The organism is Mesorhizobium sp. BR1-1-3 (genome assembly GCF_020165455.1).
Lineage (GTDB): Bacteria > Pseudomonadota > Alphaproteobacteria > Rhizobiales > Rhizobiaceae > Mesorhizobium > Mesorhizobium ciceri.
Window position 1 is genome coordinate 131069 of record NZ_JAIUIC010000007.1, and the last position, 18767, is coordinate 149835.

Consider the following 18767-nt stretch of genomic DNA (forward strand, 5'->3'; position numbering starts at 1 on the left):
GCCTTGCCGACAGGCGTCCGCTTGTCAAGCGCGGCCAAACCGCTCAACCGCCGACATAGCGCCGGTGGAAGCGCGGGCCGAGGCTGGTCAGGATCTCGTAGCCGATGGTGCCGGCATGGCCGGCGGCGTCATCGACGCTTTGCGAGGGACCGAGCAGTTCGACCAGATCACCCTCGCGCAGCCTGCCGCCCGGCAGGGCGGAAATGTCGAGAATGATCGAATCCATCGACACCCGCCCGACGAAAGGTAGCCGCACGCCCTCGAACCAGGCGGCGGACGCGGCGCGGCGTTGCCAGCCATCAGCGTAGCCGAACGAAATCGTCGCCAGCCTGAGCGGGCCTTGCGCATGATAGCTGTGGCCATAGCCGACGCCGGCGCCCTTTTCGACGCTGCGCGTCTGTGCCACCTTTGCCTGCAGCCGCACCACCGGCAGCATCGGATTGGACTTTGGCGGCGTCGGATTGATGCCGTAGAGGGCGGCACCGGGGCGGGCGAGATCGTAGTGAAAGGACGGCCCAAGAAAGATGCCGGAGGAATTGGCCAGCGACGCCGGCGCCTTCGGCAACATTGCGCGCAGCCGCTCGAACACCGACCGCTGCTTCTCATTGGCCGGATGCTCCGGCTCGTCGGCGCAGGCCAGATGGCTCATCACGTAACGGATGTCGATGCCGTCGAAAGCCTGCGGATCGGCGGCGATGCGATCCACATCCCGAGGCGCCATGCCGAGCCGCGACATGCCGCTGTCGACCTGGACCGCGGCCGGCATTTTTCGGCCGGCGCGGCGGGCCGCAGCACGCCAGGCTGCCAGTTGCTCGTGGCTGTTGATAACAGCGCAAAGGTTTGCTGCCACGGCGTCCGGCTCGGCACCGGGCGGAATGCCGTTCAACACGAAAATGGCAGGGCCGGCCCCAAGCGAGCGGCGCAGGGCGACGCCTTCGCCCAGAAGCGCAACGAAGAAGATATCGCAGCCTTCGCGCAGCAGTGCCGCCCCGACCTGGCCGGCGCCAAGGCCGTAGCCGTCCGCCTTGAGCACACCAGCGCAGGCAACATCGCCCAACCGCGCCTTCAGCCGCCGGTAGTTTTCACGGATTGCACCGAGATCGATGGTGAGGATGGCCCCAGCCGCCACTTCGCTCGTGGCGGTGACCTCTTCTGGCGGCGATTTTTGGAGGGCGTCGTTCATGGCGACCGTTCTTGTGGTGGATGGGTTAGTCAGTAGTCAGTAGTCAGTAGTCAGTAGTCAGTAGAATTTGGCGCGGACCGCAACAGAACATTCAACCCTACTCCCCTACTCCCCTACTATCGCACCAGATGCCGGAACGCCGCCACCACATCCTCATAGACATGGCGCTTGAACGGCACGATCAGGTCAGGAAGATCCTGCATCGGCCGCCATGCCCATTTGTCGAACTCGGCGGTGTGGCCACCCGGCGGCGGATTGATCTGGATCTCGCTGACATCGCCGTGGAAGCGAAAGGCGAACCATTTCTGCGTCTGGCCGCGATACCGGCCCTTGAAGGCGATGCCGACGAGATGCTCCGGCAAATCATAGTTGATCCAGTCCGGCGCCTCGGCCAGTAGCGAGACGCCGCGCATGCCGGTCTCCTCATAGAGCTCGCGCTCGGCCGCCTGCAGGGGCTCCTCGCCCTCGTCGATGCCGCCTTGTGGCATCTGCCAGAGCTGCGTCGTGCCGGCAAATTCGCTGTCCGGTTCGGCAATGCGGTGCCCGACCCAGACCAGGCCCTCGGCATTGAGGATCATCAGCCCGACGCAGGGTCGGTAAGGCAGCGTTTCGCGGTCGATTTTGTTCGTCTTTGGCATCAGTCACTCTTTCCAGCCGTCTTCCGAGGGCTAGCCTTTTTGCGGATCGATAGCCACCGCTGAAATCGGCACGATCTCGATGCCGCGCTTCTTGGCCTCGACCACCCAGGATGACACGGTATCGACCGTCAGGTCGAAGGCCGAACCGATGCCGACGGCAGTGCCTTTGGCCCGCGCGGTCGCCTCCAGGCTGTCGAGCTTCTTCAGGATTTCGCCGCGATCCTGCACGGCATCGATCGCCATGTCGCCGGCGACGAAGGGCACGCCGTCCTTCAGCGCCAGATCCGGCGCCAGACTGCGCGCCGACGAGCCGTCATCGATATAGGCGAGGCCGCGTTTGCCGAGCTCGGCGATGAACGGCTCCATCGCCGCCGCGTCAGCGGAAAAGCGGGCGCCCATATAGTTCATGACGCCGGTATAGTTGGTCGTCCGCGACAGCGCCCAGTGCAGGCTCTTCAGGTTCTCGTCCGCGCTCGCCGCCACCGTCAGCGTGTTGCGTCCCGGATTGACCTTGGGATAATCGAACGGTTCGAGCGGCACCTGCATGACGATCTCGTGGCCGCTCTGCCTGGCTGCCTGCATCCAGCGGCCGATGCTGTTGCCTTGCGGCGCGAAGGCCAGCGTCACTTCCGCCGGCAGCTTGGCGATGGCCGCCTGGGTGCCGGTCTGCGAAACCGAAAGCCCACCGATGACGATCGCCACCCGTGCGCCGCGCCCGCCCGACCAGGGCCGCGCATAGACGTCGAACGGCCGCCTGCCATCGGCGGCGCGCACCGGCAACGGCCCGGTCTCGCTGGCCTCGATCAGCGCCTTGTCTGGAATATGCGCGACCTTCAGGTTCTGGCCGACGGTCGACGGGTCGCGAATGACGATCGCTGCCTTGGGCGGCCCATCGCCCTCCTCCGTCTGCACATGGATGATCTGCGGCCCACCTGATTTGACCGGCGCCTCCGGCTTCGGTGCCGCCGGGGCCAATGCAGGCGGCGCGGCGGCAGGTTCGGCCGCCGCGGTCACTTTCGGCGTTGAAACGGCAACCTGTTGCGGCTTACGAAACGGCTTTTCCCTGAGCGCGATCGCGCCGGAGATGCCTGCCACCACCAGCACGGCCACTGTCGCCATGATCGCACCGCCGCTGAGCTTGCCGGCGGCGCGCGGCGGCCGGACTGCCTGTCCGAGCGGGCGTTCGATGTCCTTGCCGATATCAGTCAAGCGTAATCCCCGGGCGCATGGCTCCGAAGGCGAAGCCACTTCGAAACGGCATGCGCGAATTCATCAATCCCGGCGCACTCCCGCGCCATGCCTTGGGAGCTTTGCCTCGCCCCCGAATCAAACTGCCGGAACCTTTCGGTCCCGGCAGCATCGCATTGCTTCCATCATGCTCAAACAGAAAGATGGAGCGGCGCGTGCGCCGCTCCAGATGCTTACTGGTTGAGAACCGCCTTTTGCGGATTGGGCGGGAAGGACGGATCGGTCTTCTGACCGCGCAGCAGCTGCTCGGCATAGATGAGCTGCAGATCGTCCTTCGGATCCGGTGGCACATAGGCCGCAGAGCCCGAACCCGTCGTGCTCTCGTCGGCGCCCTTGATATGGCCCTTGAGATCGGATTCGCCACGCGTCAGATCCCTGCCCTGCAGTTCCGGCGGCAGTGGCTGTTCGACCTTGATGTCGGGCGTGATGCCCTTGCCCTGGATCGACTTGCCGGACGGCGTGTAATAGAGCGCCGTCGTCAGCCTGAGCGCACCATTCTCGCCGAGCGGAATGATGGTCTGCACCGAACCCTTGCCGAAGGACTGCGTGCCGACCACCGTGACGCGGCGCAGGTCCTGCAGCGCGCCGGCGACGATTTCCGAGGCACTGGCCGAACCGCCATTGACCAGGACGATCATCGGCTTGCCGTTGATGTCGTCGACCTGCTTGGGCTTGGCGTCGAAGCGGGTGACGTCCTTGGGGTCGCGGCCGCGCGTCGAGACGATCTCGCCGCGGTTGAGGAAGGCATCGGACACGCTCACCGCCTGGTCGAGCAGGCCACCCGGATTGAGGCGGAGATCCAGAACGTAGCCCTTCAGCTTGTCGTCGGGAATCTGCTTCTTGATGGTGTCGATGGCGTTCTCGAGGTCGTCGTAGGTCTTTTCGGTGAAGGAGGTGATCTTCATGTAGCCGATGTCGTTCTCGACCCGGAACTTGACCGCCTTGACCTTGATGATGTCGCGCACGACCGTCAGTTCGATCGGCTTGTCGGCGCCCTGGCGCAGGATGGTCAGCTTGATCGGCGTGTTGACCAGGCCGCGCATCTTGTCGACCGCATCGTTGAGGGTCAGGCCGCGAACCTCTTCGCCGTCGATCTTGGCGATGTAGTCGCCGGCCAGCACGCCTGCCTTGGCGGCCGGCGTGTCGTCGATCGGCGTGATCACCTTGACCAGATCGTTCTCCATGGTGACTTCGATGCCGAGGCCGCCGAACTCGCCCTTGGTCTGGACGCGCATATCCTGCGCCTGCTCGGCATTCATGTAGGAGGAGTGCGGGTCAAGCGAAGCCAGCATGCCGTTGATGGCATTCTCGACCAGCGACTTGTCGTCGGGCGGCGTCACATACTGTGCCCGCACGCGCTCGAAGATATCGCCGAAGATCGCCAGTTGCTTGTAGGTCTCCGACCCTGCAGCGTTCGCCGCCGAGCCGGGTGCGCCATAGACCAGGCTCATGGCGGACGCGCCCATCAGCGCACCGGCAAACAGAAGCGACAGTTTCCGCATTATTCACGTCCTTCCAGAAAAACGGTCCGCCCACCATGGGGCCGGATCGACGGGTTTTCCATCCTTGCGGAACTCGACATAGAGTTCCGGCGTGGCATTTCCATTCTTCGAAACCGAGGTGCTCGCCACCCGGGCCTCTCCCATCGCACCGATCGGCTCTCCTGCAAGCACTGATTGACCGGTCGCGACGCTGATTCTGCTCATCCCCGCCAAAACGACATGATAGCCGTCGCCTGCGTTCAGGATCAAGAGTTGACCATAAGAGCGAAACGGCCCCGCATAAAGCACATTTCCATCCGCCGGCGCGGTAACGATGGCTCCCGATTGTGTCGCAACCATGTCGCCTAGCATCACCGCGCCGTTACCGTCGTCGGCGCCGAATCGCCGCTTGATGCGGCCGGTCACCGGCAGTGCGATCTGTCCTTGCAGCGCCGAAAAGGGCACCGCGGCGGCAAGTTGGTTGCTTTCCGGAACGGGCAGCGACGCCAGTTCCGCCGGCGCGGATGTCTTGTCGCCATCCGCCGTCTTCTGCTTGGCGGCATCGGCGGCCTTGCGGCTCTTGTCGGCCTGCGCTTCGAGCGAGGCGATCAACTCTTTCAGGCTGCCGGCCTTGGCCGCCAGCGCTTCGGATCGCTGCTTTTCCGCGGCCATTTGCGTTTGCGTGTCGGCTTCGAGCTTCTGCTTGGCCTCCAGCAGCATGCCGAGCCGCTTCTTTTCCGCCGTCTGGTCGCCGACCGCCGCCGTCAGCCGCGCCCGTTCGGCCTCGATCGACGCCGTAATCCTGGTCTGTTCCTTGAGATCGGCAAGCAGGCTATCGGTCTGCTGGCGCAGTTCCGGCACAACCGCGCCGAGCAGGATGGCGCTGCGCACCGACGACAGCGCGTCCTCGGGCTTGACCAGGATCGCCGGCGGCGGGTTGAGGCCCATGCGCTGCAGCGCGCCCAGCACTTCGGCCAGAACGTCGCGCCGCGCCATCAGCGAGGCGCGGATCTTCTGTTCCTGGCCCTTCAACCCTTCCAGCCTGGCGCCGATGTCCTCGATGTCCTGGCCGAGCTTCTGCTCGGTCATCGCCGACTGGATCAATGCGGCGGTGATCGAGGCGTGATCCTTCTTGATCGTCGCGATGTCGGCGGAGAGCTTGGCCAATCGTTCCGACGACAGCGAGATCTCCTTCGAGACCCGTTCATATTCGGCCCGGCTCTGGTCCGGATCGGGAGCCATGTCGAGCGTGTTTTCCGCCCGCCCCACATGCAGCGACAGCACAAGCACCGCCGCCGCGATGCCGCAGCGCGCGCGCCATGAGCCCGTTCTTGATTTTCTGTCTTCAGACATTGAAGCCCGACTCTATGCGTGGCTTCGTTAACGAACAATCAACCATGTTCGAAACCGCCCACTCGATGCAATGTTACGTTGGCATTGGGGCGGAAATCCGGGTGTGTCGCACCAATTCACCGGCTTACGAGCGATGGTAGGGATGTCCCGAAAGGATGGTGGCCACACGATAAAGCTGCTCTCCCAGCATCACGCGCACCAGTTGATGCGGCCATGTCAGCAATCCGAACGACATCACCAGTTCGGCATGGTCGCGCAGCGACTGATCGTGGCCGTCGGCGCCGCCGATGGCGATGATCAGCGCCTTGCGGCCACCGTCACGCAACAGGCCGAGGCGCCCGGCGAAATCTTCCGAGGAAAAGCTTTTGCCGCGTTCGTCGAGCAGGATCAGCGCGGTGCCGGGCTGCAACTGCGTCTGCAGTTTCTGGCCTTCCTCACGCCGGCGCTCGTTGGCAGTCTGGCCGCGCCCCTCGGCTATTTCGGCAATGCCGCCAAATTCAAGCCCCACCGCCGGGCCGCTCTTGGCGAAGCGCTCGAAATAGCGGTCGGCCAGCAGCTTCTCGGGGCCGGCTTTCATCCGGCCCACGGCATGAACTGATATCTTCATCCTTGCCTTGTAAGCCGCGCGAACGACTTAGTGGAGCGTTTCTTCCTCGAGGTCCGGCGCCTGCCACATCTTTTCGAGATTGTAGAATTCGCGGACTTCGGGGCGGAAGACATGGACGATGATGTCGCCAGAATCGATCAGGACCCAGTCGGCGCCGGACAGCCCCTCGACGCGCGCGGTGCCGAGACCGGCATCCTTGATCGCTTTGAGAAGATGATCGGCGACAGCCGCGACATGACGGTGCGATCGGCCCGAAGCGACGACCATATAGTCGCCGAGGCTCGATTTCCCCTGGATGTCGATGGAGACAATATTTTCGGCCTTGGAGTCTTCCAGACTGGCAAGGACTGTCTTGATGGCGCGGGACACGGCGTCGTCTACGCTGATCCTGGCCGGCGAAGGCATGATATCGGCCTTCTTCCGCAGTGCTGTTCTCAGTGTATTTCCTTTCGCAGCAAGAACAACCAAATCACCCCTTGAAGCAGGTGACACCACTTAGATAGGCAGAGTTCCCTGACAGTTTCAAGACGGGACCCTGCCTCGCACGAACGTATTGTCGCTCCTGTGGTTCCGCCGCACACCGGAAAAGATCGGAACCCTCGCCGTCGGCATGGGTTATCGGCTCACCGACCAACCGGATTTCCCCCATGCCGATCGACCCGCAAAACGCCTTCCTCAGCGTCCAGGCTGGCCTCGCCCAACTGAGCACGCTGATTGTTTCCTACTCCTTCTCGGCCATCGGTGCCGTTATCCTCTTGATCGTCGGTTATATCGTCGCCGGCCTTGCCGAACGTTCGATCTTCGCCGGTCTCGGCCATATCCATGGTTTCGACGCGACGTTGCGGCATTTCTTCTCCAAGATCGTCCGCTATGCCATCCTGATCCTCGTCACCATCATGGTGCTCGGCCAGTTCGGCGTGCAGACGGCCTCGATCATTGCCGCGATCGGTGCCATTGGCCTCGCCATCGGCCTGGCGTTGCAAGGCACGCTGCAGAACATCGCGGCTGGCATCATGCTTCTGGCACTGCGGCCGTTTCGCATCGGCGAGTCCGTCGAGGTCGGTTCGATTGCCGGTACGATCGAGGAGATCGGCCTGTTCGCAACCAAGCTCAGGACGGCCGACGGGGTCTACATATTGGCGCCCAACTCGACGCTATGGAACCAGCCGGTGCGCAACTTTTCGCGCAATGGCGTGCGCCGCAGCGACATCACGCTGAGCATCGGTTCCTGGAACGACATCGACCGCGCTCAAAAGACCTTGCTTGCCATTGCCGCCGCCGAACGGCGGGTCAAGCGTGAGCCGGCACCGATCGCTTTCGTCGCGACATTGGGCGACAGCACTGTTTCGATTGCCTTGCGCTACTGGACATCGTCGGCCGACTTCTTCGCCACCCAGACCGATCTCACCAAGCGCGCCAAACAGGAATTCGATAGCGAAGGCATATCGATCCCGCTGCCGCCACCGAAAGCCCCGTCACCGGAAGCCCGTCGACAATAGTCGGGTGGCTCAGTGCCGGCCCTCATCGGCCGGTGCGAAGGCGAGTTCGACCGGCAACGGCGCCTGCGCCGTCATCGGTGCGAAACTGCCGGTTTCGCCGACCGGGACCGCACGCGTCGTGAACACACGCAAAAGCACGAACAGGCAGAAGGCTGCGGCGATGAGAACAGCCACATAGATGAAAGCCTGCGTTCCGAAGACGGCCGACAGCGCCGTCACGATGCCGGGCACGACGAAGCCCGACAGCGACCAGGCAAACAAAAGCGAACTGGACAGCGCCACCATGTCGTCCTTGCCGGCGCGGTCGGCGGCGTGCGCACTGGCCAGCGAATAGATCGATTCCGAAGCGCCGTCCCACACGATGTAGATCACAACCAACGCGGCCAGCGCGCCGCCATCGAACCCGAGTGCAAACAGGCCGGCGACCATGGCGAGCGCGGATGCGGCGATCAGCACATAGCGGCGGTCGGTTCGGTCGGAAATCCAGCCAAGCGGGATCTGCAGGATCAGCGTGCCGAGAGGCATCGCCGAAAGCAGCAGCGCCACGTCGGCCTGGCTGTAGCCCTTGGCCGTGGCGTGGATCGGCGCGAAGCCAGCAATCGACATGGACAGGCCGCCGACGGCAAGCATGCCGGCGACGCCGACCGGTGAAACCCGCCAGGCACGGCGCAGCGCCACCGAGGCCGCCTGCGGCGCCGGCGGCTGGGCAAGTTTGGTCATCCCGACAGGGAGGATCGACAGCGCGGTGAAGACGATGCCGATCAGCGGCGCATCCGCTGTCCTGATATCGACCAGCGCTAGCGTCGCGTAGCCGACGCCGAGCCCGGCGACATAGGCAACGTAGAAGAAAGCCATCACCCGGCCGCGGATGGCGTTGGCAACCGCATCGTTCAGCCAGCTCTGCGCGACGATGAACAGGCCGCATATGGCAAAGCCGTAGAGCGCGCGCGCGGCTATCCACAGCAGCGGAAGGACCCCGGCGCCGACAGCGGCGTTGGCCAGCGCGATCAGCGCCGACAACACCATGAAGGCACGGGCATGGCCGACCCTTCGCACCAGCGGTCCGGTCAGGATACAGCCGGCGAGCCCGCCGGCCGAAAGCCCGGTGATGATCAGCCCGGCCCAGGTCGGATCGAAACCCTCGGCGCCAAGCCGGACCGGGATGTAGGCAAACATCAGCCCGTTGCCGACGGCAATCAGCGCCATCGACACGATGACACTGGCAATCGCGATCAGCGGCGTGGGCTCGGCGCCCTGCTCGGCTTCGCTGCGGTTTTTCCTGGGAATCGACATGCCTGCTCAGGATTGCCCATGAAACGGGCAAAGGAAGCGATAAAAGCGACATGGCCGGGCGGCCGGGCTCACCCCTTCGCCAGCTTGCGGATCGCGCTCGATGACAGCGACGAGCGCGGGCCGTGAATGAAGGTCCAGGCCGGCGCCTTCATGCGGGCAAGCCGCGGCGCATCGCCCTCGTCGATGCGGGCATAGTCGAAGGTCTTGGCGACGACCGAGGACAGGAACGACAGCGTCGCGCCCGGGCGGTCGATGACGGCGATCGGGAAGGTCATGACGATCTCGCGCCAGCGCTGCCAGCGATGGAAATCGCGCAGACTGTCGGCACCCATGATCCAGACGAAATCGACACCGGGGTTGCGCGCCTTGACCAGCGCCAGCGTATCGGCGGTGTAGCGGACGTGATGGGCGGCTTCGAAAGCGGTGACCTTGATCTTCGGGTTCTTGGCGATCTGTTCCGACAGCTGCAGCCGTTCGCCCAGCGGCGCCAACTCCCTGGTGTTCTTCAGCGGATTGCCCGGCGTCACCATCCACCACAACTGGTCGAGCGCCAGGCGTCTGAGCGCGATCTCGGCGACCAGCGCATGGCCGGCATGCGGCGGATTGAACGAACCGCCGAACAGGCCGACGGCAAGGCCTTTCTCGGCGTGCGGCATTTTGAGATAGTGGGAGGAGATAGCCTCCTTACCCTCGTCCTTGTGGGGAGGGTCGATCCGCGAAGCGGAGCGGGGTAGGGGTATCGCGGAATTCAGCGTCGTCCCCCCACCCGGCTCGCTATGCTCGCCACCCTCCCCACAAGGGGAAGGGTAAGACCAGCGCTCAAGGTCTCACCTGTCCCGACCCGCGCACACGGTATTTGAACGACGTCAGCTGTTCGACGCCCACCGGTCCGCGCGCATGCATCTTGCCGGTGGCGATGCCGATCTCGGCGCCCATGCCGAATTCGCCGCCGTCGGCGAACTGCGTCGATGCGTTGTGCAGCAGGATCGCCGAATCGATCTCGTTGAAAAACCGCTCGACGGCTTGCGCATCCTCGGCGACGATCGCCTCGGTGTGATGCGAGGAAAACGTCTCGATATGCTCGATCGCACCACCGATACCGTCGACCAGTTTTACCGCGATGATGGCATCGAGATATTCTGTCACCCAATCGGCATCGGTCGCCGGCTTGGCGTCGAAAAACACTTTCAGCACCTCGGCATCGGCATGGATTTCGCAGCCGGCCGCGCGCAGCGCGTCGAGGATCGGCACCAGATGCGTGGAGGCAACCGCCCGGTCGACCAGCAGCGTCTCGGCGGCACCGCAGACGCCGGTGCGCCGCATCTTGGCGTTGACGGCGATCCGCACCCCCATATCGAGATCGGCGGAACGGTCGATGTAGAGATGGCAGATGCCTTCGAGATGGGCGAAGACCGGGACCCGCGCCTCGGCCTGCACCCGTCCGACCAGGCTTTTGCCGCCGCGCGGGATAATGACGTCGAGGTTGCCGCCCAACCCCTTCAGCATCTCGCCGACGGCGGCGCGGTCGGTGGTCGGCACCAGCTGGATGGCATCCTCCGGCAGGCCCGCTTGCTTCAGCCCTTCGACCAGGCAGGCGTGGATGGCGGCCGAGGAATTGAGCGAATCCGAACCGCCGCGCAGGATCACCGGATTGCCGGCCTTGAGGCACAGCGCGCCAGCATCGGCGGTGACGTTCGGGCGGCTCTCATAGATGACGCCGACGACGCCGAGCGGCGTGCGCACGCGCTCGATATGCAGACCGTTCGGCCGGTCCCACTGCGCGATCACGTCGCCAACCGGATCCCGCAGCGCGGCGATTTCGCGGATGCCGTCGGCCATGGCGCGGATGCGCGCCGGATCGAGCTTCAGCCGGTCCATGAAGGAGGTGGAAAGCCCGGATTCATGACCATTCGAAACATCGATGGCGTTGGCGTCGAGAATGTCCTGCTCACGGGCCACGATCGCCTCGGCCATGGCCAGCAGTGCGGCGTTCTTGGCGGCGGTCGTGGCAATGGCCAGCGGCCGGGCGGCAGCCCGGGCGCGCCGGCCGATATCGGCCATCAGCGCGACAGTGTCATCCCCGGATTTTTCATGCAGTTTCAGCATGGCTCATCCTCCGCTTACATCGCCACCGACCGTGACTTGGTCACCGGCCCCTGTTTGGTCGCCGGCCCGTACTTGGTCACCCGAATGGCTCACCACAAGGTCGTCGCGGTGGATCATCGCCGAACGCGCCTCGTAGCCGAGCACGGTTTCGATCTCGGCCGTCTTCAGGCCCGCGATCCTTACGGCATCGGCGGCATCATAGGCAACCAGCCCGCGCGCGATCTCGCGGCCCTCGGGCGACAGGATCGCCACCGTGTCGCCGCGCGAGAAATTGCCGCTGACCAGCTTGACGCCGGCCGGCAGCAACGATTTGCCCGACAGCAGCGCGCCGATGGCGCCGGCATCGACCGTAAGCCGGCCGGCCGGCTCGAGCTGGCCGGCGATCCAGGTTTTGTAGCCCTTGACCGGGTTGCTGCTCGGCCGAAAGAAAGTAGCGCGCTCGCCGCGTTCGATCGCCATCAGCGGCGACAGCCGAGTGCCCGACGTGATGATCATCGCGGTGCCGGCGGCGGTCGCGATCTTGCCGGCATCGAGCTTCGTGCGCATGCCGCCGCGCGACAGCTCGGAAGCGGCCGCACCCGCCATCGCCTCGATATCAGGCGTGATGCGGTCGACCACCGGAATGAATTTGGCGTTGGGGTCGCGCGCCGGCGGCGCGGTGTAGAGCCCGTCGATGTCGGAAAGCAGCACCAAAAGATCGGCGCCCATCATGGTGGCGACGCGGGCCGCCAGCCGGTCATTGTCGCCGTAGCGGATTTCGGAAGTCGCCACCGTGTCGTTCTCGTTGATGACCGGCACTGCCTTCATCTTCAAGAGTGTCGAGATCGTCGCCCGCGCGTTGAGATAGCGGCGGCGCTCCTCGGTGTCGCCGAGCGTCAGCAGGATCTGGCCCGATTTCAGGCTGCCCTTGCCGAGCGCGTCCGACCAGGCGCCGGCCAGCGCGATCTGTCCCACGGCTGCCGCCGCCTGGCTCTCCTCCAGTTTCAGGGCTCGCTTGCCGAGGCCAAGGATGGTGCGGCCAAGCGCGATAGCGCCGGACGAGACGACGAGGATTTCAGCGCCGCCCTGGGCCAGCCCGGCAATGTCGTCGGCGAGCGAAGCCAGCCAGTCGCGCTTCAGGCCCGTCGCGCGGTCGACGAGCAGCGCCGAGCCGATCTTGACGGTGATGCGCCGATATTTTCTCAGCGACTGCATGACCCTATTTGTCCCAGCGCGTCTCGACCGGCGCCGCGATCTGCGCGCGCGCCTCAGCAATCACCGCCATCAGCGCCCGCTGCACCGCCTCGACGCCCTCGCCGGTGACCGCCGACAACAGCATCGGCGCGCGGCCGGCAGCGCGTTTCAGCGAGGCGACCTTCTTCTTGCGCGCATCGGCGTCGAGCGTGTCGACCTGGGAAAGCGCCAGGATCTCGACCTTGTCGGTGAGGCCATGGCCATAGGCGTCGAGCTCGGCTCGCACGGTCTTGTAGGCCTTGCCCGGATTTTCCTCCTGCGCCGAAACCAGATGCAGCAGCACACGCGTGCGCTCGACGTGGCCAAGGAAGCGATCGCCGATGCCGACGCCCTCATGCGCGCCTTCGATGAGGCCCGGAATGTCGGCGATGACGAATTCGCGCGCGTCGATGCGGGCAACGCCGAGGCCGGGATGCAGCGTCGTGAACGGATAGTCGGCGATCTTCGGCTTGGCTGCGGTGACCGCCGCCAGGAATGTCGACTTGCCGGCATTGGGCAGCCCGACCAGCCCGGCATCGGCGATCAGCTTCAGCCGCAGCCAGATGTTGAGCTCTTGCCCCGGCAGGCCGGGATTCGCGCGGCGCGGCGCCTGGTTCGTCGAGGTCTTGAAATGCTGGTTGCCGAAACCGCCATTGCCGCCCTTGGCCAGCAGAAAGCGCTGTCCGACCACGGTCAGGTCGCAGATCAGCGTCTCGTTGTCTTCTTCGAACACCTGCGTTCCGGCCGGCACTTTCAGCGTGACGTCGGCGCCCTTGGCTCCGGTCATGTTGCGGCCCATGCCGTGGACGCCGGTCTTGGCCTTGAAATGCTGCTGATACCGGTAGTCGATCAGCGTGTTCAGCCCGTCGACCGCCTCCAGCCAGACATCGCCGCCGCGGCCGCCGTCGCCGCCATCCGGCCCGCCGAACTCGATGAATTTTTCGCGCCGGAACGACACCGAACCGGCGCCGCCGTCACCGGAGCGGATGTATACCTTGGCTTGATCGAGAAATTTCATGAGATTGTACAGTTTCTACTAGTGGCTTTGCGGCATTGCTCTAAACCTTGGCCCTTGCTCTAAACCAAGGCGCGGCGAAGGGCGAGGCCGTTTTGTGACAATGGCCATGTGGGGTTGGCCGGAGAGACGTCGGAATGAAGCTTGTAACCTACAACATCCAGTACGGCATCGGCCTCGACGGGCAGTACGATGTCGGGCGCATCGCCGATGCCGTGCGCGGCGCCGACGTGATCGCTTTGCAGGAGGTGACCCGCAACAATCCTCGGAATGGCGGCCGCGACATGGTCGCCGAGATCGGCGAGGCGCTGCCCGACTATTTCGCCGTCTATGGCAGCAATTTCGAGGCCAATATCGGTTCGCACATCGACAACGGCCGTGCCGTGACGAAAACCTTCCAGCTCGGCAACATGGTGCTGTCTAGGACGCCCATTCATCTGTCGCGCAACCTGCTTTTGCCGCGCAGCCGCAGCTTCGAGATGATGAACTTCCAGCGCGGCGCGCTGGAAGCGCTGATCGAGACGCCGCTTGGTTTCATCCGCTTCTATTCCATCCATCTCGATCACCGCAGCCCCCTCGAACGCGCCAGCCAGATCCAGTTCCTGCGCCAACGCATGCTGAACTATGCGCTCGAAGGCGGAGCACTGTCCGGCGTCGCCGAGATCGGCCTGCCGGAACTGCCGCATCCCGAAGCCTTTGTCGGCATGGGCGATTTCAACATGCTGGCCGGCTCACCCGAATATGTCGAACTCGCCGGCCGGCCGGACCATGAATTCGGCATGCCGCTGACCGCCGACTTCGCCGTCGATGCCGCCTTGCGGCTGAACGCCACCGGCGACGATCTCATCAGTTGGGTCGATCCCAAGCAACCCACCGATCCCAGCCGGCACAAGCGCATCGATTATATCTTTACCAGCGCTTCGCTTGCCAGATCCCTGCAGCGTCTGTGGGTCGACCGAAAGGCAGTCGGCTCGGACCATCTGCCGGTGTGGGTCGAACTGGGCTGATGGCCATTCATCTGGCGGCGTTTTCGCGTTCGACGATCGCCATCATGATCGTATCGCGGTATTCCCCGTCGACATGGACGGCATCGCGCTGCACGCCCTCCCTGACAAACCCGACCTTGTCGTAGAGAGAGATGGCGCGAGCATTGTCGGAATGCACGGAGAGTTCGATGCGGACGAAACCGGCCCTGCGCGCTTGCGCCAAGGTTGCATTGATGAGCCGCAGTCCAAGCCCTCGCCCCCGATAGGGAGGAACAATCCCCATCCCGAGGGAGCCGCGATGGGCATGGATGAGCCGATCATGGCGTGAGATGTCGCACCAGCCGACGACCTCGCCACGAACAACGGCCACGAACCCCGGATCGCCTCTCCCGATACGATCCATTGCGAAACTTCTGACTTGATCCAGCGGTGGCGCCTCAAGGAAGGACAAGTACTTTCGCTCACGCGCTACGACATCGAGCGCGCGATGAAAGCTTTCGATATCCCCAGGCGTCATCGGCGCGATCGCGGCCGTTTCAATATCGCTGCTGTCGACCATTGGCTTGACCGCCGTCATCCATCAGAAATGCACCCAGTTCCGCAGGCTGGTCCAGGTCTTGCGATCGAGCCGGTAGCGCTCGACGGGAACCTGGCCGGCGACGATCGAGTTCAGCATGCCCTGGCCGGCATATTGGAACCCGCATTTGTGGATGACGCGGCGCGAGGCCGGATTGATGACCCGCGTCGAGGCATGCAGGACCTGGATCGACGTCCTCTGGAAGGCGAGATCGACCAGCGCGTGCGCTGCTTCCGTCGCATAGCCCTTCTTCCAGTGCGGCTCGCCGATCCAGTAACCGAGCTCCAGCCCGCGATCGGTGGTGTTGAGGCCGGCGCAGCCGACGAAGGTGTCGGTGCCAGCCAGCGTCAGGGCATAAGCAATGCCGGCCCGGCGCGATTTGGTCATGGCCAGGAAAGCGCGCGCCTCGGCCTCGCCATAGGGGTGCGGCATGCGTGCCAGCATTTCGGCGACATGGCGGTTGTCGGCAAGCTCGACCAGTTGCGCGATATCGCCCTCGTGTGGCGCCCGCATCACCAGCCGCTCGGTGACCAGCACCGGGCAATCTATCGCGTAACTTTCGTCTTCTGAGTCTTCCGCTTCGGCAACCATTTGAAAGTCCTCCAGGCACAAGAAAAAGGGGAGATGGAAACCCATCTCCCCTGATCCTTTTCCTGGCTTTGCCAGACACCGGTTCCCGAGATGGGCGCCGGTGTTCTAGTGCGGAACCGGCTACTCCGCGGCTTTGGCAATCGGGTTGACCGATACGTAGGTTCGGCCGTTGGCTTTTTTGTTGAACGTCACGGCGCCGGTCTCGAGCGCAAAAAGCGTATGGTCCGTGCCCATGCCGACATTGACGCCGGGATGCCACGTGGTGCCGCGTTGACGAATGATGATGTTGCCCGGGATGACGGCTTCGCCGCCGAACTTCTTCACGCCCAGACGCTTGGAATGCGAGTCGCGACCGTTGCGCGACGAGCCGCCAGCTTTCTTGTGTGCCATCTAACTAACTCCGTTGCGCCGCAAGGCGCCTAAAAGGCCTTATGAACGCGTTCGCGTTCCGTTTCAAGTCCGATCCGGCGACCTGGTCGCCAGAAAATTACTTCGCCGCCAATTCCTTGGCCTGCTCGCGCCAGTCCTTGATCTGGTCGGCGCTGAAGGGCATGTGCTCGTCGATCTTGGCGACATCCTTGTCGGTCAGCTTGGCGAGCTGCGCGAAGGTGATGATGCCCTGCTCGTTGAGATCCTTGGCCGCGACCGGGCCGATGCCCTTGATCACGGTCAGATCGTCCGGCTCACCCTTGGGCGCCTTGAACAGCGGCGCTGCCGCGGTCTCGGCTGCCTTTGTCTCGGCTGCCTTGGCCTTGGGCTCCTTCTTCGGCGCGGCTTCCGCCTGCACCTCGGTGGCGGCCTCGGCCTTCACCTTCTTCGGCGCCTTGACCGCTGCCGTCTTCGTCGGCTTGGCGCCACCCAGCAGGATCTCGGAGATCCGCACGGTGGTCAAAAGCTGGCGATGGCCGATCTTGCGGCGCGAATTCTGCCGGCGGCGCTTCTTGAAGGCGATGACGGTGCGGTTCTTGCCCTGCTCGACGACTTCGGCGGTGACCACCGCGCCGTCGACGAACGGCGCGCCGAACGTGACATTCTCGCCTTCGCCATGTGCGAGGACGTGGCCGATCTCGACCATATCGCCGACAGCGGCTTCGAGTTTTTCGATCTTCAGGAGATCGTTGGCGGCAACGCGATACTGCTTGCCACCCGTTTTAATGACTGCGAACATTTTTTGCCTTTCGCTGTTCGGTCGGCCTTGATGAGCCGCCTCTGGCGGTTCAGCCGTCTTTTTGTCAGTCTGCGGGTTCAAAAAACAAGCGGCGCGGAAGAACCCTCCACGCCGATTGCGCGCTGTCCCTAACCGAAGGTTGAGTGCGAGTCAAGGCAAACAGCTGTTGTCGGGACTGTTGTTGGCGGCCGAAGGATCGAGCGTGTCAGCACGACTGCACGACGTGACCGTCATCGAGGCAAGCACGCGTGACTGGTTACCAACCTACCCAGGCCTCGCCGCCGCTGAACCGTCGCGAATCCGCTGCTTGCCCGGCAAGCCAAATAACTGACGGATTGGCCTTGTAACCTGCCCGTTCAGCCGTTATCTAGTGCGCCGCGCCGGCAACGGCCGACCATGACCGCGGAGAGGTGGCAGAGTGGTCGAATGCACCGCACTCGAAATGCGGCATGGGTGCAAGCCCATCGGGGGTTCGAATCCCTCCCTCTCCGCCATTCAATCCCGAGAAAACCGGACATTTCCTGGGCCGCCTGCCGCATATCGCGCAGCCAATAGGACAAAGCCGCTCGAGCCGGGACACTCTGGCCTTCGCGGAGGCCGTAAAGCTTCGGCGATGGGCAGGCCCATTCGGCATCTCCGCACATCGCTTCTGTCCGCAAGCGCAGCCATGCCGCTGTGAATTTACCAGCCGGTTTAGCCCAAATGGGGAAGAGGCCCGGCCCACGATCTCGTAACGGTTGGTTCGCCGAACCCAGTTAGGAGACCACGATGCGCAAAGCCTCTCTCGCCATCGCAGCTTTCTTCAGCCTTGCCACTGTTGCATCGGCATGCGTGTCGATGGACGGCAACGTCGTCGTAAACAACTGCAATTATCGCGTCATGGGAAATTACAAAGGCTCGGATGGCAGTTGGGGTGGCTTCGGACCCATCCGCGCGGGCGGTCGTGAGGCAACTTCCAAAAGACGCGATGCCGGCTGGGACATCAGCTTTTGCAACTATGAAGCATGGGAGGGCCGGCACATGTCGGCCGAAGGATCCCAGGCAGATGTAAGCTTTCAAGCACGTCACTTCGCGCGCTTGGCTCGTTGCCGACGATGTGGCCGGCATCGTACGCCTGCCACTCTGTCGGCGCACGATAAATCCGTTACTGCTCCTTCTTGAACAGGTCCTGGAAGATCAGCTGGCCCCAAGTGCGGCCGCGTGCGTGCACCAGCGTGCCGCCCTCGTTGAGCTTCCCCAGCTTGACCGGTGCGAACCCGAGTTGTTTGGCCAATGCCGCCACGGGAGCGATCGCGTCCTCGTCGTCGCTCGACAGAAAGACGACCCGGTGCCCGCCCTCGACGATCGGATCGGCAGCCAGGGTGGCCGCAATCAGGTGATTGAAGCCTTTGACGAGCTTGGCGCCGGTGAACGCCTTCGCGACGAAGGCGGAGGACGGCAGACCGTCCAGCTCTTCGGGGACTGGAAACACGTTCGTCGCGTCGATGATCGTCTTGCCTTCCCAGCTTGGCAGCGCCTTCGCGACATCCGGGTGCGATTCAAAGCGGACAGCCAAAAAGATGATGTCCGCCTTGACGGCGTCCGCCAGTGTTTTCGGGATGATCGTGGGTCCGATCGCGGCCGCGTCGGATGCAAAGCTTTCCGGGTCGCGCGTGGTTGCCACGGACACTTCGAGGCCCTTGCGGGCAAATGCCTTGGCAAGAGCCTGGCCGATCTTGCCAAAGCCGATAATTGCGTAGCTCATGTATACTCTCCTTCAGTTTACCAGGCCCTGCGGGCTCGGGATATCGAATGGAATGAACGGCGGGGC

20 protein-coding genes and 1 tRNA gene are annotated in these 18767 nt (G+C 63.9%); 4 read left to right on the forward strand and 17 right to left on the reverse strand.

From position 1 onward, the window contains the following. Positions 1 to 43: 43 nt before the first annotated feature. The 7 genes from alr to rsfS all read right to left on the reverse strand — a co-directional run bounded on the left by alr (position 44) and on the right by rsfS (position 6915). Positions 44 to 1183: an alanine racemase gene (alr, locus tag LB559_RS17685; RefSeq protein ID WP_224674606.1), complete on the reverse strand. Its 1140-nt coding sequence runs from the start codon at positions 1181 to 1183 to the stop codon at positions 44 to 46. A gap of 116 nt (positions 1184 to 1299) precedes the next feature. After that, on the reverse strand, positions 1300 to 1821 hold the full coding sequence (locus LB559_RS17690) for an RNA pyrophosphohydrolase (protein ID WP_013529078.1): 522 nt from the start codon (positions 1819 to 1821) through the stop codon (positions 1300 to 1302). 30 nt (positions 1822 to 1851) lie between these two features. Next, positions 1852 to 3030, reverse strand: coding sequence for a divergent polysaccharide deacetylase family protein (locus LB559_RS17695; RefSeq protein WP_063169215.1), 1179 nt, complete (start codon positions 3028 to 3030; stop codon positions 1852 to 1854). Between the two features lie 212 nt (positions 3031 to 3242). Beyond that, positions 3243 to 4574 carry a S41 family peptidase gene (locus tag LB559_RS17700; protein WP_024502881.1) on the reverse strand — a complete coding sequence of 444 codons (1332 nt, stop codon included), beginning with the start codon at positions 4572 to 4574 and terminating at the stop codon, positions 3243 to 3245. After that, positions 4575 to 5903: a murein hydrolase activator EnvC family protein gene (locus LB559_RS17705; protein WP_224674607.1), complete on the reverse strand. Its 1329-nt coding sequence runs from the start codon at positions 5901 to 5903 to the stop codon at positions 4575 to 4577. It lies immediately after the preceding gene. 124 nt (positions 5904 to 6027) lie between these two features. Further along, entirely contained in the window at positions 6028 to 6510 is a 483-nt protein-coding gene (gene rlmH / locus LB559_RS17710) for a 23S rRNA (pseudouridine(1915)-N(3))-methyltransferase RlmH (RefSeq protein WP_224674608.1), read from the reverse strand. A gap of 27 nt (positions 6511 to 6537) precedes the next feature. After that, the gene (gene rsfS / locus LB559_RS17715) at positions 6538 to 6915 is read right to left on the reverse strand and encodes a ribosome silencing factor (protein ID WP_013529073.1); all 378 of its coding nucleotides are present in this window, start codon (positions 6913 to 6915) and stop codon (positions 6538 to 6540) included. Between the two features lie 242 nt (positions 6916 to 7157). On the opposite strand from rsfS, the gene LB559_RS17720 reads away from it, so the two are divergent. Then, positions 7158 to 8009, forward strand: coding sequence for a mechanosensitive ion channel family protein (locus LB559_RS17720; protein ID WP_224674609.1), 852 nt, complete (start codon positions 7158 to 7160; stop codon positions 8007 to 8009). Positions 8010 to 8018: 9 nt separating this feature from the next. Here the strand turns inward: LB559_RS17720 and LB559_RS17725 are convergent, their stop codons facing one another. From LB559_RS17725 to obgE, 5 genes are all read right to left on the reverse strand, one after another. Then, positions 8019 to 9302: an MFS transporter gene (locus tag LB559_RS17725; RefSeq protein ID WP_224674610.1), complete on the reverse strand. Its 1284-nt coding sequence runs from the start codon at positions 9300 to 9302 to the stop codon at positions 8019 to 8021. Between the two features lie 68 nt (positions 9303 to 9370). Further along, positions 9371 to 9958 carry a nicotinate-nucleotide adenylyltransferase gene (locus LB559_RS17730; protein WP_013529070.1) on the reverse strand — a complete coding sequence of 196 codons (588 nt, stop codon included), beginning with the start codon at positions 9956 to 9958 and terminating at the stop codon, positions 9371 to 9373. 163 nt (positions 9959 to 10121) lie between these two features. Next, positions 10122 to 11408: a glutamate-5-semialdehyde dehydrogenase gene (locus LB559_RS17735; RefSeq protein WP_224674611.1), complete on the reverse strand. Its 1287-nt coding sequence runs from the start codon at positions 11406 to 11408 to the stop codon at positions 10122 to 10124. Between the two features lie 3 nt (positions 11409 to 11411). Further along, positions 11412 to 12602 (reverse strand): glutamate 5-kinase, encoded by a 1191-nt coding sequence (gene proB, locus LB559_RS17740; RefSeq protein WP_013529068.1) that lies wholly within the window; start codon positions 12600 to 12602, stop codon positions 11412 to 11414. 4 nt (positions 12603 to 12606) lie between these two features. Continuing rightward, complete coding sequence (gene obgE, locus LB559_RS17745) at positions 12607 to 13638, reverse strand: GTPase ObgE (protein ID WP_013529067.1); 1032 nt, start codon at positions 13636 to 13638, stop codon at positions 12607 to 12609. A 134-nt stretch (positions 13639 to 13772) separates the two neighbouring features. On the opposite strand from obgE, the gene LB559_RS17750 reads away from it, so the two are divergent. After that, entirely contained in the window at positions 13773 to 14642 is an 870-nt protein-coding gene (locus LB559_RS17750) for an endonuclease/exonuclease/phosphatase family protein (protein WP_013529066.1), read from the forward strand. 7 nt (positions 14643 to 14649) lie between these two features. Here LB559_RS17750 and LB559_RS17755 read toward each other — a convergent pair whose 3' ends face one another. From LB559_RS17755 to LB559_RS17770, 4 genes are all read right to left on the reverse strand, one after another. Next, positions 14650 to 15198, reverse strand: coding sequence for an N-acetyltransferase family protein (locus LB559_RS17755; protein WP_411970077.1), 549 nt, complete (start codon positions 15196 to 15198; stop codon positions 14650 to 14652). A 3-nt stretch (positions 15199 to 15201) separates the two neighbouring features. Further along, entirely contained in the window at positions 15202 to 15789 is a 588-nt protein-coding gene (locus LB559_RS17760; RefSeq protein ID WP_024502874.1) for a GNAT family N-acetyltransferase, read from the reverse strand. Between the two features lie 120 nt (positions 15790 to 15909). Then, entirely contained in the window at positions 15910 to 16179 is a 270-nt protein-coding gene (rpmA, locus tag LB559_RS17765; protein ID WP_013529063.1) for a 50S ribosomal protein L27, read from the reverse strand. 97 nt (positions 16180 to 16276) lie between these two features. Further along, a complete protein-coding gene (locus tag LB559_RS17770) occupies positions 16277 to 16957 on the reverse strand; it encodes a 50S ribosomal protein L21 (protein WP_013529062.1) in 681 nt (226 codons plus the stop codon). Between the two features lie 404 nt (positions 16958 to 17361). On the opposite strand from LB559_RS17770, the gene LB559_RS17775 reads away from it, so the two are divergent. Together LB559_RS17775 and LB559_RS17780 are read left to right on the forward strand one after the other, a co-directional pair. Beyond that, positions 17362 to 17451: transfer RNA gene (locus tag LB559_RS17775), tRNA-Ser, on the forward strand. Positions 17452 to 17725: 274 nt separating this feature from the next. Continuing rightward, positions 17726 to 18118: a hypothetical protein gene (locus LB559_RS17780; protein ID WP_224674612.1), complete on the forward strand. Its 393-nt coding sequence runs from the start codon at positions 17726 to 17728 to the stop codon at positions 18116 to 18118. On the opposite strand, the gene LB559_RS17785 is transcribed toward LB559_RS17780, so the two are convergent. Beyond that, positions 18102 to 18701 carry an NADPH-dependent F420 reductase gene (locus tag LB559_RS17785; RefSeq protein ID WP_224674613.1) on the reverse strand — a complete coding sequence of 200 codons (600 nt, stop codon included), beginning with the start codon at positions 18699 to 18701 and terminating at the stop codon, positions 18102 to 18104. The two genes, LB559_RS17780 and LB559_RS17785, sit on opposite strands and share 17 nt — an antisense overlap. Positions 18702 to 18767: the final 66 nt, after the last annotated feature.

What these genes read in the sequence shown, in the direction of transcription:
- rsfS (WP_013529073.1), bottom strand. Translation starts at nt 6,915, where the DNA reads ATGCCTTCGCCGGCCAGGATCAGCGTAGACGACGCCGTGTCCCGCGCC.
- LB559_RS17720 (WP_224674609.1), top strand. Translation starts at nt 7,158, where the DNA reads ATGCCGATCGACCCGCAAAACGCCTTCCTCAGCGTCCAGGCTGGCCTC.
- proB (WP_013529068.1), bottom strand. Translation starts at nt 12,602, where the DNA reads ATGCAGTCGCTGAGAAAATATCGGCGCATCACCGTCAAGATCGGCTCG.
- LB559_RS17780 (WP_224674612.1), top strand. Translation starts at nt 17,726, where the DNA reads ATGCGCAAAGCCTCTCTCGCCATCGCAGCTTTCTTCAGCCTTGCCACT.
- LB559_RS17755 (WP_411970077.1), bottom strand. Translation starts at nt 15,198, where the DNA reads ATGACGGCGGTCAAGCCAATGGTCGACAGCAGCGATATTGAAACGGCC.
- LB559_RS17705 (WP_224674607.1), bottom strand. Translation starts at nt 5,903, where the DNA reads ATGTCTGAAGACAGAAAATCAAGAACGGGCTCATGGCGCGCGCGCTGC.
- obgE (WP_013529067.1), bottom strand. Translation starts at nt 13,638, where the DNA reads ATGAAATTTCTCGATCAAGCCAAGGTATACATCCGCTCCGGTGACGGC.
- LB559_RS17725 (WP_224674610.1), bottom strand. Translation starts at nt 9,302, where the DNA reads ATGTCGATTCCCAGGAAAAACCGCAGCGAAGCCGAGCAGGGCGCCGAG.
- alr (WP_224674606.1), bottom strand. Translation starts at nt 1,183, where the DNA reads ATGAACGACGCCCTCCAAAAATCGCCGCCAGAAGAGGTCACCGCCACG.
- LB559_RS17770 (WP_013529062.1), bottom strand. Translation starts at nt 16,957, where the DNA reads ATGTTCGCAGTCATTAAAACGGGTGGCAAGCAGTATCGCGTTGCCGCC.
- LB559_RS17690 (WP_013529078.1), bottom strand. Translation starts at nt 1,821, where the DNA reads ATGCCAAAGACGAACAAAATCGACCGCGAAACGCTGCCTTACCGACCC.
- rlmH (WP_224674608.1), bottom strand. Translation starts at nt 6,510, where the DNA reads ATGAAGATATCAGTTCATGCCGTGGGCCGGATGAAAGCCGGCCCCGAG.
- LB559_RS17760 (WP_024502874.1), bottom strand. Translation starts at nt 15,789, where the DNA reads ATGGTTGCCGAAGCGGAAGACTCAGAAGACGAAAGTTACGCGATAGAT.
- rpmA (WP_013529063.1), bottom strand. Translation starts at nt 16,179, where the DNA reads ATGGCACACAAGAAAGCTGGCGGCTCGTCGCGCAACGGTCGCGACTCG.
- LB559_RS17785 (WP_224674613.1), bottom strand. Translation starts at nt 18,701, where the DNA reads ATGAGCTACGCAATTATCGGCTTTGGCAAGATCGGCCAGGCTCTTGCC.
- LB559_RS17735 (WP_224674611.1), bottom strand. Translation starts at nt 11,408, where the DNA reads ATGCTGAAACTGCATGAAAAATCCGGGGATGACACTGTCGCGCTGATG.
- LB559_RS17750 (WP_013529066.1), top strand. Translation starts at nt 13,773, where the DNA reads ATGAAGCTTGTAACCTACAACATCCAGTACGGCATCGGCCTCGACGGG.
- LB559_RS17730 (WP_013529070.1), bottom strand. Translation starts at nt 9,958, where the DNA reads ATGCCGCACGCCGAGAAAGGCCTTGCCGTCGGCCTGTTCGGCGGTTCG.